Below are 13,357 nucleotides of genomic sequence, written 5' to 3' on the forward strand. Positions count from 1 at the left end.
ACGGCTGCCTTAGGGGAGTGACGCGATGACATCGATGATCCGTCGATCCGTGTTGGCGCTTGCGGCCGTGGCCCTTCTTGCCGGGACCAGTGTTGTCAATGCGCAGCAGCAGGACAAGGACCGGGCGCTGAAGAAGTACGAATCCGGCACCAAGGAATTCTGGACCCATCCGCCGGATGACTGGTTCCTCGGCGACGAGACCGAGGCACAGAAGGGCCTCGCGCCGCCCTCGGGTCCGCCGACCGGCGCCTCTGATGCCGAGCTCGCCAATATCATCAAGAAGGTGAAGCTGCCAGCGGGCTTCAAGATGGAGGTCTATGCCTCCGGCGTGCTGGCCGCGCGACAGATGGCCTGGGGTGACAAGGGCACGCTGTTCGTCGGCTCGTTCGGCCTCGGCAACGTCTATGCCATCAAGGACAACAACGGAAAGAAAGAGGTCAAGACCATCCTCAAGGGGCTGAACATGCCCACGGGTCTGGCCGTCAAGGACGGTGCGCTCTACGTCATCGCGGTCGACAAGCTGATCCGCTATGACGACGTCGAAAACAAGCTCGACAATCTCGGCGAGGGCAAGGTCGTCTATGACGACATGCCGTCCTACGCCGCGCACGGCTGGAAGTACCTCGCGGCCGACAAGGACGGCTGGTTCTACATTCCGTTCGGACCGCCCTTCAACGTCGGCATCCCGCCGACCAGCGTGTCGCAGATCCGGCGCGTCGACCCCAAGACCGGCAACGCCGAAACCGTGGCGCTCGGCGTCCGCAACTCGGTCGGTGGCGACGTCGATCCGCGCACCGGCAAGTACTGGTTCACCGAGAATGCCCGCGACTGGGTCAGCGACGATCTGCCCTCCGACAAGCTGAACATGATCTCGAAGATGGGCGAGCATTTCGGCTATCCCTACTGCCACCAGGGCGACCTGCCCGATCCGAAGTTCGCGATGGGCCACAAATGCTCCGAGTTCACGGCACCCGTGCTGAACCTCGGCGCCCACGTCGCTCCGCTCGGCATGAAGTTCTACACCGGCGACCAGTTCCCCGCCGAGTACAAGAACAACATCTTTATCGCCGAGCACGGCTCCTGGAATCGCCACAAGTACCAGGGCGGCAATATCACGCGCGTGATCGTCGGGCCCGACGGCAAGAACGCAAAGAAGGAGGTGTTCGCCTCCGGCTGGATCGAGGGTGACCAGGGTTATCTCGGCCGCCCTGATGACATCATCCTCGCCAAGGACGGTTCGATCCTCGTCGCCGACGATTGGGCCGGCGCGATCTATCGCATCAGCTACAGCAAGAAGTAGCGCGACATGATCAAGAGGCTGCGGTGGCCGAGAGCCGCTGCAGCCTTGTACTTTCAACATCGTTCCGGATTGCGCGCCAGCGCCAGTCCGGAACCCCTAACCCCGACCAGTGGTTATGGACGCGTGCTCCGCACGCCCCGGAATGACAGGTTCGATAGATCGGAATTCCTACCATGCGCCGGCAGTTCATTTCGCACGCAATCAGCGCGGCTGCGCTCCTCACGCTCGGCGCCCTCTCCGCGAGCGCTGCAGATAATGCCGTCCAGGAGAAGGCTGCCGTCTGCTCCGGCTGTCATGGCGAGAACGGTATCTCGCAGACCGAGAACATCCCCTCGCTGGCCGGTCAGCCCGACCAATTCCTGCAATGGCAGCTCGTGTACTTCCGCGCCGGCTCGCGCAAGAATGAGCAGATGCAGCCGATTGCCGCAGAGATCACCAACGAGGATGTCCGCAGTCTCGGTGCCTATTTCGCGGCCATGACGCCGCCGAAGCCGGCCGAGGACAAGGATCCGGACCTGTCGAAAAAAGGCGCGCAAGTTGCCGTCGGCCGCCGCTGCGCCTCTTGTCACACGGATAGCTTCGCCGGCACCAAGGCCGTCGCGCGGCTCGCGGGTCAGCGCGAGGAATATTTGGTCAAGGCGCTGCAAGACTACAAGGGCAGCCAGCGCGTCGGCGGCGGCGGTGCCGCGATGGCCGATGTCGCCTATCACATGAGCGATGAGGAAATCATCGCCGTCTCGCACTACCTCGCGTATTTCAAGTAGTCGAAGTGTAGCTACAAGCTCCGCCTTCGCCGGGACGACGGCCGAATGCGGAGTTCGCAGTCAGCCTCCCCGCTGCTTCTCATACGCCTTCAGATGCGTGTAGGCGATGCGCAGTTTCGGCACCGGGACCTTGGCGGCATCGGCGCGTGCGATGAGGTCGCCGATCACGTGATCGGCTTCGACCGGGAGGCCCGCCTTGATGTCGCGGAACATCGAGGCCGTCAGCGGCGAGCCCTCGGTGGTGAGGTTGCCCTTCACGCGCTCGAAGAACGGGCCGCCCGGCGTGTAGCCCGACGCTGTGGCGATCGAGCTGGTCTCGTCCAGCATGCCGAGCAAAAAGTCGCGGCCGCCGGGCGCGGCGAGGATGTTGCCGACGGAGGTGCGCATCAGGCTGGTGCTTGCAGCGAGCGAGGACAGGAACACCCACTTCTCCCACATGTCCTGCATGATGTTCTGGCTGGCGGCGGCACCAACGATGCCGCTCTTGAAGGCCTCGTCGATCGCCTTGACGCGATCCGACGATTTGCCATCGCGCTCGCCGTAATTGATCGACTGCATCGGCTGCAGCTGCACCACCTCGCGCTTTTCGTTCAGGGTAGCGGCGATGGCGCAGAGACCGCCGAGCATGCGCTCCTTGCCGAATTTGGCATCGAGCGTGTCGAGATGCTTCATGCCGTTGAGCATCGGGATGATCGCGGTGTTCGGGCCGACGGCGGCGGCGAACGATTTGATGGCGTCGTCGAGGTCGAACGCCTTGCAGCTGAGCAGCACGACGTCGAATTTGTCCTTGAGCGCGTCGGCCTGCACGGTCGGCGGATTCTTCAGCGTCACATCGCCATTCGGGCTCTTGATGACGAGGCCGTCGCTCGCGAGCTCGCTGGCGCGGCGCGGCCGAACCAGGAAGGTGACGTCGCGGCCGGCCTGCAAAAGCCTGCCACCGAAATAGCCGCCGATGGCGCCGGCGCCGACCACGAGGATACGCATGGGAAAACTCCGTTGTTGCTATTCGGACGGGCGAATCGCGAATGGGGAGTAGCGAATAGGTCAGCAAGCGGTAAAATGCGAGTAACGTTTCCACTACTCGCTATTCGCCATTCACTACTCGCCCTTCTCGATTACCATCTCTTCGACCTCGCGCAGCTGCTCCTTGCCGAAAAACATCTCGTGGTCGACGAAGAAGGTCGGCGAGCCGAACGCGCCGCGCGCGACCGCCTCCTCGGTGTTCTTGATCAGCTTGCCCTTCACCTCGGGCTCCTGGGCGCGGGTGAACAGCTTTTGGGCATCGAGACCGGAGGACGCCAGCGCCTTCGCCGCAACCTCAAGGTCGTCCATCTTCTTCGGCTCGCGCCACATGTGGTGGAAGGCGGCGTTGACATATTTCTCGAACACGCCCTCGAGCTGTGCCGCGATCGCGGTACGCATCAGGTTCAGCGTGTTGACGGGGAAGTTGGGATTGAAGACGTAAGGCTGGACCTTGAAGCGCTTGATGAAGCGCTCGGTTTCGACCTGCTGGAATTCGCGCTTGTTCTTGATGCCGGCGAGCGTCTCGGCCGGCGACCTGTTGTTGGTCAACTTGAAGATGCCGCCCAGCAGGATCGGCACATATTCAAATTTGACGCCGATGCGCTGCTCGATCGCTGGAATCGCCAGGTGGCTGAGGTATGCGTTCGGGCTGCCGAAGTCGAACAGGAATTGCGGGGCTGTGCGGGTCAAATTCGTTCTCCCTGACCGAGCTTTCTGATCTGGCTTTTCATCCATTGTGGCGCAGGGCGCGCCACAGGTCCACCGTTTAATGATGGTCATAATACCTTGATCATTCAGTCAGATCAGACGCCGGATTGCCCGCTTGCGCCACACCATGAGGTAATAGCCCATCTGCAAAACGAACATGGCGCAGAACACGATCGGATAGGCCGCCCATACGCCCTCGAGGCCGATCGTGCGGCTGAGGATCACCGCGGACAGCAGCATCGGCGTCAGCGCCACGCCGGCGGCGCGCATCGCGCCGGAAAACGTGGTCGCAAGGCCGAACGGCACCGAGCTCCACAAGGCGACAAAGAGTAATCCTTTCGCCAGATCGAGCACGGCGCTGTCGGTGATGAAGATGCCGAGCACGGCGCGCGGCATCAGGTAAATCAGTGCGACCAACCCGCCGGTCAGCACGAGATTGAACGCAAGGCCAGTACGGACGATGCCGTCGAGCCGCGCCCTGTCGCCGCCACCGATGGCTTGCGCGCCGAGGATCGAGACCGCGATCGAAATCGACATCGCCGTGAACTGCGTGTAGCCCATCACCTGATTGACCGCGCCGTAGGCCGCGGTGGCGTCAGAGCCGAAGCCGTTGACGAGGCCGAGCAAAACCAGCTCGGCGATCGCCATCACGACCATGCCGACCGCACTCGGCAATCCAACGCCAAGGATATGTCCGATCACGGCGCGATTGAGCCGCAGATGCCGCAGCAATGGAACATCCGGCGCGAGCGCGTGCTTCTTCCGCAACAAGTAGACGGCCAGCACGATCAGCGTCACTGCATTGGAGATCGCAGCCGCCCAGGCCGGGCTGGTGATGCCGAGCGCCGGTAGACCGAACGCGCCGCGGATCAGCATTGGCGTCAGGATCAGGCCGATCGCAGTCGACAATGCCAGCGCCAGCAGCGGTGTCACCGCGTCGCCGACGCCGCGGATCATCGCCGTCATCAACAGGAAGACGAAGCCGAGCGGCATCGTCAGCAGCATGATGCGGGCATAGCGGCTTGCCTGCTCGAGAATGTCCGCGGGCGTCGCAAGCGCCACGAAGGCGAACAGAAAGAAAAACACCGGGAAGAATGTCGAGACCGCCGCGAGTGCATCCACGCCGATCATCTGGCCGAGATAGACATTGCTGACGGTGCCAAACAACGATTGCAGCGCGTTGCTCAGCATGAGCGGTGCAAGGAAACGCAGAAAACTTTTCCAGAGCGATTTTGGAGCGGACATGGATGGGCCTTTCATCAGGGCGAGCAAAACCGTTGCCGCGCGAAGCACGTGCGGCTTGGCCGTCGATGGGTTGTGTGAGAGCGGCGCGCTTTAAGCGCGGTCGCTGTAGGCGAGCTTGACGATGTGGTCGCGGATGTCGGCCGGCCAGTCGGCGATCAGTCCGGTGAAGCGCCGCCGGTCATCTGCAAACAGCGCCCGCGACGCTTCCTCGAACTGCGCCAGATTGCCGGCCATGGTCGACATGAAGTGATAGGCCGCATCTCGCGCCTGCCGCTCGCGATCCTTGTCGCCGCTCGCGCGCCGCGCCTCGTCGACAAGTTTTCTGAGCGCGACCGAAGCGCCGCCGGGCTGTGCGCCGAGCCACTCCCAGTGTCGCGGCAGCAGCGTCACCTCGCGCGCGACCACGCCGAGTTTTGGCCGTCCGCGGCCGCGCGGTTCGGTTGGTGAAGCGGTCTCCTCAACCGGCGGCGGGATCAGCTTCGTCAGACGTGCCAGCACCTCTCGATCGCCGCCGCGCAGATCGAAGTCGATCGATCGGCCCGTGGCGTCCTCGAAGATGATGATGGGCTCGTCCGGCCGTGCCGCCACCCGCTTGACGACCAGCGCGACCTCTCCGGCCTGCCCTGACGCCAGGCGGCGCGGGCCTTGGAAGGCGGTGAAAGTTTTTTGCATTGGAATCGTTGCCAAATTGAGCGCGTTGATCGATTTAATACCCGGGTAAATTAGCGACGTCAATATACCCGGACGAAATTATCCGTCCGGATAGCTCGACATTGCGGTGCCGGGCTGGCACGAACGCCCGACCGACCACGCCTATTCCGGGGGCCCTGCGATGCTGACCGTTCACCACCTCAACAATTCTCGCTCGCAGCGCGTGCTGTGGCTGCTTGAGGAGTTGGGCGTGCCCTACGAGATCGTGCGCTATCAGCGCCAGCCCGATATGCGTGCGCCGAAAGAGCTGCGCGCGATCCATCCGCTCGGCAAGTCGCCCGTCATCACCGACAACGGCAACACCATCGCCGAATCAGGCGCGATTATCGAATATCTCATCGCGACCTACGGCAATGGCCGTCTGATCCCGCCGCCGAATACGCCGGAGCGGCTGCGCTTCACCTATTGGCTGCATTATGCCGAAGGCTCGGCAATGTCGCCGCTGCTATTAAAACTGCTGTTCACGCTGATGCCGAAGCGCGCGCCGGCGCTGCTTCGTCCGCTGGTGCGCAAGGTCTCGAACCAGGCGCTCACCGCGCTGGTCAATCCGCAGCTCAAGCAGCACATGGATTATTGGGAAGGTGAGCTCGCAAAAAGTGAGTGGTTCGCCGGCAGCGAGTTCACCGCGGCCGATATCCAGATGAGCTTTCCGCTTGAGGCTGCGCAAGCGCGCGGCGGGCTCGAGCAAGGCCACCCCAAGGCGATGGCGTTCCTGGAGCGCATTCACGCGCGGCCGGCCTATGCGCGAGCTCTCGAGAAAGGCGGGCCGTATCAAGTGGGGCGGTAGTCACATTCGTTGTCATTCCGGGATGGTGCGAAGCACCAGATCCGGAATCTCGAGATCCCGGGTTCACGCTTCGCGTGCCCCGGGATGACGATCGAAGACTAATCCGCGCGCGGTTGCGCCATGCAGGGGCAGCGTTACTGTCCTGCTGCTTCCGCGCCGCGCGAGCGCGGGTCTGGCGCGCCGAGGGGGCCGTTCGGCGTCACGAGAATCGAGTTGGCCGAGGTCTGTCCCATCGGCTCGACGATGAGATGGTCCATTGCCTTCAGCTCGAACAGCACGTCGTCGGGAAAGCCGCGCTCGACGCGCACTTCGTCCGGCAGCCACTGATGATGCAGCCGCGGCGCGGCCACCGCGGCCGCCACGTCCATCTTGTAGTCGAGAACGTTCACGATCACCTGCAGTACGGTCGAGATGATGCGGCTGCCGCCGGGCGAGCCCGTCACCAGCACCGGCTTGCCGCCCCGGAGCACGATGGTCGGCGACATCGAGGACAGCGGCCGCTTGCCGGGCCCGGGCAGATTGGGCTCGTAGCCGACGAGGCCATAGGCATTGGAGGCGCCGACGGCGGCGGTGAAATCGTCAAGCTCGTTGTTGAGCAGCACGCCGGTGCCGTCGGCGACGAGGCCGACGCCGTAGCTGAAGTTCAGCGTATAGGTGTTGCTGACGGCATTGCCGCTGCTGTCGACGACAGAGAAATGCGTGGTGTTGCTGCCTTCACGCGGCGCCGGCGGGGCGGAAATGATCTCATTCGACGGCGTCGCGCGATTGGTCGAGATGTTCGCACGCAACTTGGCCGCATAGTCTTTCGCCGTAAGCGTATCGATCGGCGCGTTGACGAAGGCGGGATCGCCGAGATAGCGCGCACGATCCGCATAGGCGCGCTTCATGGCTTCGATCAGCAGATGCAGCGATGCCGGTGAGCCCTGCTTCAGATCGGCGAGCTGAAAGCCTTCGAGGATATTGAGCGATTCCACCAGCACGACGCCGCCGGACGATGGCAGCGGCATCGAGACGATGTCATAGCCGCGATAGGTGCCGCGCACCGGCGAACGGATCACGGCCTGATAGGCCTTCAGATCAGCCGCGGTCATGATGCCGCCGGCGTCGGATACGGCCTTGGCGAGCCTCTCCGCCACGGGGCCCTCGTAGAAGCCGCGGGGTCCTTGCGTTGCGACGCTCGCCAGCGTGTCGGCGAGATCGCTCTGCACCAGCCTGTCGCCTTCGCCAAACGGCGTGCCGTTGGGCTTCGCGAAGATTTTAGCCGAGGACGGCCAGCGTGCCAGCCGCGGGTACCAGCCCGGCAGGGTATCGGCGATGTCGTCGGTGACGACAAATCCGTCACGCGCGAGCACGATCGCAGGTTCGAGCAATTGCGCCAGCGTGAACTTGCCCGAGCCGTATTTCTCGAGCGCGAGCGCCAGGCCTGCGACCGTGCCGGGCACGCCGATGCCAAGTCCGGAATCGCGCGACTTGGCGGGATCAGGCTTGCCGTCGGCTCCAAGGAATATCTGCGCCGTGGTCGCCGCCGGCGCGGTCTCGCGATAGTCGATCGTGATGTCTTCATTGCGATCAGTGGAATGGATCACCATGAAGCCGCCGCCGCCGATATTGCCGGCGCGCGGATAGGTCACTGCCATCGCAAAGCCGGTCGCGACGGCCGCGTCGACGGCATTGCCGCCACGTCGGAGGATGTCGGCGCCGACCTGCGCGGATATTTTCTCCTGTGCCACCACCATGCCGTGCTCGGCGGGGATCGCGTGCACGGTATCGAGCGCCGGCGGGACATAAGCCCGCCGCGCATCCTGCGCGGTTGCTGATACAAGACCAAACGCCAGAATGGCGATGAATGCGAAAAAAGCCCGCCGTGTCGAAAATGACGCCATCATCAAATTTCCGCCAGACCTTCAGGCCAATTCAAACGCGTCGCAGTAATGCTATACGGTTTGCGCTAGGAGAGGCAAAACTGTTTGTGATGAGGACTGCGTGATGACGACGATCGCCCCGGATGCGCTCATGGCCGTTGCCCCGCGGACCTATCCGCCGCGCGCCGCCGTCGTCAGCTGGATCTTCTTCGATTGGGCCGCGCAGCCCTATTTCACGCTGATCACGACCTTCGTGTTCGCGCCTTATTTCGCCACCAGCATCGCGCCTGATCCCGCCACGGGCCAGTCGCTCTGGGGTTTTGCGATGGCAGCAGCTGGCATGGCGATCGGGCTGTTGTCGCCCGTGCTTGGTGCCATCGCGGATGCCTCGGGTCGCCGCAAGCCGTGGATCGCCGCGTTCGGCGCGGTGCTGGTGCTGGCGTCCTGCGCACTGTGGATCGGCAAGCCCGGCGATCAAGCCATCATTCCACCGCTGCTCTTCGCGGTCGCGCTTGCGAGCGTCGGCGCGGAGTTCGCCACCGTCTTCAACAATGCGATGATGCCGACCCTGGTGCCGCCGGAGCGCATCGGCCGTCTCTCCGGCACCGGCTGGGCCACGGGTTATATCGGTGGCATCGTCAGCCTGATCATCGTGCTTGGCTTCCTCGCCGCCAATCCAGAGACCGGTCGCACGCTGCTCGGCTTCACGCCGCTGTTCGGGCTCGATCCCGCCACGCATGAGGGCGATCGTGCGGCGGGACCGTTGACAGGGTTGTGGTTCATCATCTTCGTGACGCCGATGTTTTTGTTCACGCCGGATTATCCGGCAAAGCGTCCGGTGCGTGAGGCGCTGCATGAAGGCCTGGCGGATCTGAAGCGATCGCTGAAGGATCTGCCGCAGCAGAAATCGCTCGCCGCGTTTCTGCTCGCCAATATGATCTACACCGACGGCCTGGTCTCGCTGTTCGCGTTCGGTGGCATCTATGCCGCAGGCACCTTCGGCTGGCACACAATCCAGATCGGCACATTCGGCATCATCCTCGCCATCGCCGGCACTTTCGGCGCGTGGCTCGGCGGCAAGCTCGACGACTTCCTCGGCCCGAAGCGCGTCATCGCCGGCAGCATGCTTATCCTGCTGTTCGCGGTGGCGGCGATCCTGCTCGTCGACAAGGACAGCGTGCTGTTCGTCAAGGTCGCGCCGCCGCAGCCGGGCGGCCCGCTGTTCGCTGCCGCGGCTGAGCGGGCCTATATCGTGCTGGGCTGTCTGATCGGCGCGGCTGGCGGTCCGCTTCAGGCCGCCTCGCGCACGCTGCTGATCCGCCTCGCGCCGAAGGATCGCATCGCGCAGTATTTTGGTCTGTTTGCGCTGACCGGGAAGGTGACGTCCTTCATCGGACCGCTGCTGATCGGCGTGATCACCGCGGCAACCGCGAGCCAGAAGGCCGGCATGGCCGTGCTGGTGGTGTTTTTCGTCACGGGGTTCGCGCTGCTGATGCGGGTGCGGGAGTAGCTGCGCAAGGCAATCCCGCCGCCGTCATTGCGAGGAGCGAAGCGACGAAGCAATCCAGATCTTCTCCGCGGAAACAGGCTGGATTGCTTCGCTCCGCTAGGAAGAAACGGCTGATGGTTTAGCGTCAGGCGGCCTCCGCGATGGGCTGGAGTTGGACGGTGAAGCCCAGCTTTTTGAGGCGCGCGACGAGGCGGCTTGCTTGGACCTCCGTGGGCCGGCGGTCGAAGTAAGCAGCGCCGAGGTCGCGGTGCTCCGTGCCGTCTTTGAGGATGTGGTAGATTGCGGTGAGGATCGAGGCAGCGACGGCGCAGATAGCCTTTTGCGGCCCGCGCTTGGCCTGCAAGCGGAAGAACTGCGCCCGGTAGTAGCTGTTCTTTGTGCGCTTGGCAGCCCAGGCACATTGAATGAGCATCGTCTTGAGCCACGGCGCGCCCTTGCGCAGGCGCGAGGACTTGCGCTTGCCGGCGCTCTCGTTCTGTCCGGGACACAGTCCGGTCCAGGCGACGAGATGGCCAGCGGTCTGGAAGCGGCTCATGTCGGCGCCGATCTCGGACAGAATGGCCGGCGCCGCCACCGCGCTGACCCCGGGAATGGTGGTCAACAATCCGATCAAGTGGCGAAAGGGGATCTTGCCACCGTTGACCTCCGCTTCCATGCACTCGATCCGCTGAGCGATTTCGACATCAAGCTTGCGAATCGTCTCATCCAGGCCATCCCGCTGCTGCAGATGAAGCGCGAGCAGAAAGCGGTGGTGATCCGTCAGCCGCCCGTGCAACGCGTCGTAGAGCTCCTTCGGCGAGGCCTTGATCTGCTTGCCGGCTAGCTCGGCCAGCTTGTTGGGCTGCCGCACGCCCTCAATCATCGCCTGGATGATCCGCCGGCCGCTCGCGCCCATGATGTCGGAGATCACTGAGCCAAGCTTGATGTTGGCTTCTGCCAGCGTCTTCTCGATCCGCTGCACGTGCCGCGTCTGCTCGCGAACCAGCTGCTTGCGCGTCCGCGTCAGCGCGCGCAACTCCTGAACCTCCTCCTCCGGAATGAAGCTGCCCTTGATCAGCCCGCAGGCCAACAGATCGGCGATCCACATCGCATCGTTCATGTCGGTCTTGCGTCCCGGCACATTCTTGATGTGCGCGGCATTGGCGACGATCAGTTCAAAGGCGCCTTCGCCCAGGATTCGGAACACTGGCATCCAGTAGACGCCCGTCGCCTCCATCGCCACATGCGTGCACCGGCTTTCTTCCAGCCACCTTCGCAGCTCCCCAAGCTGTTCAGTCGCGGCTGCAAAGGTCCGGCACTCCCGCTGCGCCTTGCCGTCGACCATGATCCGCACACAGGCCACGACCGTGTCCTTGTGCACATCCAGGCCAGCCACCCGCTCGTACAGAATATCCATGCTGCTCTCCTCAACAGTTCGCGCCGGCGGCATAGGCGCCTGTCAGAAAAGAATGCTAGGAAGCGTGCTCCAGGGCCATGTTGCCCCTCCGCGCCAGTGTGGGTCATCCAGGCAACCCGGGTCCAACTCGCAACCGGGCTCTCACGCACCAGAGAGTAATCGACCTCTTTGCCGACGGCGCCCCAATCTACCGCCTCTCTCCACCCCCGAAAAGTTTCATCCAGCGCGCGTCAGCCCCTCAATGCTGGTCCCAACTCGCAATGACGAGTCGATGGAATCGTAGCCGCTCTTGCAGCCGCTACGCGGATCGCCCTAGTGCCTGAAATGCCGCGTGCCGGTGAACACCATGGCGATGCCGTGCTCGTCGGCGGCCTTGATCACCTCGTCATCGCGCATCGAGCCGCCGGGCTGCACCACGGCGGTGGCGCCGGCTTCGATGCAGGCGAGCATGCCGTCGGCGAACGGGAAGAACGCATCCGAGGCCACGACCGAACCCTTGGTCAGCGGCGCGGCGAGCTTCAGCTCATTGGCCGCATCCTGCGCCTTGCGGGCAGCGATCCGCGCTGAATCCACGCGGCTCATCTGGCCCGCGCCGATGCCGACAGTGGCGAGATCCTTGGCGTAGATGATGGTGTTCGATTTGACGTGTTTTGCCACGCGGAAGGCGAATTTCAGGTCGCGCATCTCCGCATCGCTGGGCGCACGCTTGGTCACGACCTTGAACGTCATGTCGTCGACCACGGCATTGTCGCGGCTCTGCACGAGGAGGCCACCGGCCACCGTCTTGGCCGTGAGGCCCGGCGCGCGCGGATCGGGCAGGCTGCCGGCGAGCAGCAGGCGCAAATTCTTGCGCGCACCGATGATGGCGATCGCCTCTTCGCTGGCGTCGGGCGCGATGATCACCTCGGTGAAGATTTTTGTGATCTCGCGCGCGGTGTCGGCGTCGAGCGCGCGGTTCATCGCGATGATGCCGCCGAAGGCCGAGGTCGAGTCACAGGCGAGCGCCTTGCGATAGGCGTCGACGAGGTTCGAGCCTTCGGCGACGCCGCAGGGGTTGGCATGCTTGACGATGACGCAGGCCGCGGTGCGCTTGGTGTCGAACTCTCCGATGCATTCATAGGCGGCATCGGTGTCGTTGATGTTGTTGTAGGAGAGCTCCTTGCCCTGCAGCTGCCGTGCGGTCGAGACGCCGGGACGCTTGTCGGGTGTCGCATAGAACGCCGCGGTCTGGTGCGGGTTCTCGCCGTAGCGCAGCGACTGGATCAATCTGCCGCCGAAGGCGCGGAAATCGGGTGCGTCGATTTCGAGCTGGCGGTTGAACCAGTTCGAGATCGCGGCGTCATAAGCTGCGGTGCGCGCATAGGCCTTTGCGGCAAGCCGCCGGCGCAGCTTCAGCGTCGTCGCCCCGTTGTTGGCCGCGAGCTCGTCGAGCACGGCCTTGTAATCGTCGGGTTCGACCACGACGGCGACGTCGTCATGGTTCTTGGCGGCGGCGCGGATCATCGCGGGACCGCCGATGTCGATGTTCTCGATGCAGTCCTCGAAGCCCGCGCCTTTGTCGACGGTCGCTTCGAACGGATAGAGATTGACGACGAGCAGATCGATCGGCGCGATGCCGTGCGCCTTCATCGCCTCGGCGTGTTCCTTGTTGTCGCGGATCGCAAGCAGGCCGCCATGCACCTTCGGATGCAGTGTCTTGACACGGCCGTCCATCATCTCGGGGAAGCCGGTGAGGTCGGAGACGTCCTTCACCTTGAGGCCTGCAGAGGCGATGGCCTTGGCGGTACCGCCGGTCGAGACCAGCTCGACGTCATGGGCGGCAAGCGCCTTGGCGAATTCGATCAGGCCGGTTTTGTCGGAGACGGAAAGAAGCGCGCGGGTGACGCGGCGGGGATGGTCAGTCATGAGCAAGATCCTCTGCTAAGGGAGTGTCTATGCCCAGGCGCGCGGCTTATATGTCTCGCGCTTCCCGATGGTGCTCCATCCAAGGTCGCCAGTCGCGCGAACGAGTGCTCGATAGCAGTTTTCGACGCCCTTCACAACGACCAGAT

The 13,357-nt window shown here is 63.7% G+C and carries 11 protein-coding genes and 1 riboswitch; of the genes, 4 read left to right on the forward strand and 7 right to left on the reverse strand.

Annotation, left to right across the window (positions count from 1 at the left end; all coding sequences use genetic code 11):
- Positions 1 to 25: 25 nt before the first annotated feature.
- Positions 26 to 1,300: a PQQ-dependent sugar dehydrogenase gene (locus JJC00_RS01490; RefSeq protein ID WP_200471021.1), complete on the forward strand. Its 1,275-nt coding sequence runs from the start codon at positions 26 to 28 to the stop codon at positions 1,298 to 1,300.
- Positions 1,301 to 1,473: 173 nt separating this feature from the next.
- The gene (locus JJC00_RS01495; protein WP_200471022.1) at positions 1,474 to 2,064 is read left to right on the forward strand and encodes a c-type cytochrome; all 591 of its coding nucleotides are present in this window, start codon (positions 1,474 to 1,476) and stop codon (positions 2,062 to 2,064) included.
- Positions 2,065 to 2,124: 60 nt separating this feature from the next.
- Here the strand turns inward: JJC00_RS01495 and panE are convergent, their stop codons facing one another.
- The 4 genes from panE to JJC00_RS01515 form a co-directional block, all read right to left on the reverse strand.
- Entirely contained in the window at positions 2,125 to 3,048 is a 924-nt protein-coding gene (panE, locus tag JJC00_RS01500; protein ID WP_200471023.1) for a 2-dehydropantoate 2-reductase, read from the reverse strand.
- 114 nt (positions 3,049 to 3,162) lie between these two features.
- Positions 3,163 to 3,777, reverse strand: a complete 615-nt coding sequence (locus JJC00_RS01505; RefSeq protein ID WP_200471024.1) for a 2-hydroxychromene-2-carboxylate isomerase — start codon at positions 3,775 to 3,777, stop codon at positions 3,163 to 3,165.
- A gap of 108 nt (positions 3,778 to 3,885) precedes the next feature.
- Entirely contained in the window at positions 3,886 to 5,040 is a 1,155-nt protein-coding gene (locus JJC00_RS01510; RefSeq protein ID WP_200471025.1) for an MATE family efflux transporter, read from the reverse strand.
- A gap of 90 nt (positions 5,041 to 5,130) precedes the next feature.
- On the reverse strand, positions 5,131 to 5,712 hold the full coding sequence (locus JJC00_RS01515; protein WP_200471026.1) for a DUF2239 family protein: 582 nt from the start codon (positions 5,710 to 5,712) through the stop codon (positions 5,131 to 5,133).
- Positions 5,713 to 5,872: 160 nt separating this feature from the next.
- Between JJC00_RS01515 and JJC00_RS01520 the strand changes: the two genes are divergently transcribed.
- Complete coding sequence (locus JJC00_RS01520; protein ID WP_200471027.1) at positions 5,873 to 6,538, forward strand: glutathione S-transferase family protein; 666 nt, start codon at positions 5,873 to 5,875, stop codon at positions 6,536 to 6,538.
- Between the two features lie 134 nt (positions 6,539 to 6,672).
- Here the strand turns inward: JJC00_RS01520 and ggt are convergent, their stop codons facing one another.
- Positions 6,673 to 8,424: a gamma-glutamyltransferase gene (gene ggt, locus JJC00_RS01525; protein WP_200471028.1), complete on the reverse strand. Its 1,752-nt coding sequence runs from the start codon at positions 8,422 to 8,424 to the stop codon at positions 6,673 to 6,675.
- A 100-nt stretch (positions 8,425 to 8,524) separates the two neighbouring features.
- On the opposite strand from ggt, the gene JJC00_RS01530 reads away from it, so the two are divergent.
- On the forward strand, positions 8,525 to 9,910 hold the full coding sequence (locus JJC00_RS01530; RefSeq protein WP_200471029.1) for an MFS transporter: 1,386 nt from the start codon (positions 8,525 to 8,527) through the stop codon (positions 9,908 to 9,910).
- 124 nt (positions 9,911 to 10,034) lie between these two features.
- On the opposite strand, the gene JJC00_RS01535 is transcribed toward JJC00_RS01530, so the two are convergent.
- Together JJC00_RS01535 and purH are read right to left on the reverse strand one after the other, a co-directional pair.
- Positions 10,035 to 11,306 carry an IS110 family transposase gene (locus tag JJC00_RS01535; protein ID WP_200473943.1) on the reverse strand — a complete coding sequence of 424 codons (1,272 nt, stop codon included), beginning with the start codon at positions 11,304 to 11,306 and terminating at the stop codon, positions 10,035 to 10,037.
- 312 nt (positions 11,307 to 11,618) lie between these two features.
- A complete protein-coding gene (gene purH, locus JJC00_RS01540) occupies positions 11,619 to 13,211 on the reverse strand; it encodes a bifunctional phosphoribosylaminoimidazolecarboxamide formyltransferase/IMP cyclohydrolase (RefSeq protein ID WP_200471030.1) in 1,593 nt (530 codons plus the stop codon).
- 24 nt (positions 13,212 to 13,235) lie between these two features.
- Positions 13,236 to 13,317, reverse strand: a riboswitch (ZMP/ZTP riboswitch).
- Between the last annotated feature and the right edge of the window lie 40 nt (positions 13,318 to 13,357).

It is taken from the genome of Bradyrhizobium diazoefficiens (genome assembly GCF_016616885.1).
GTDB lineage: Bacteria > Pseudomonadota > Alphaproteobacteria > Rhizobiales > Xanthobacteraceae > Bradyrhizobium > Bradyrhizobium diazoefficiens_F.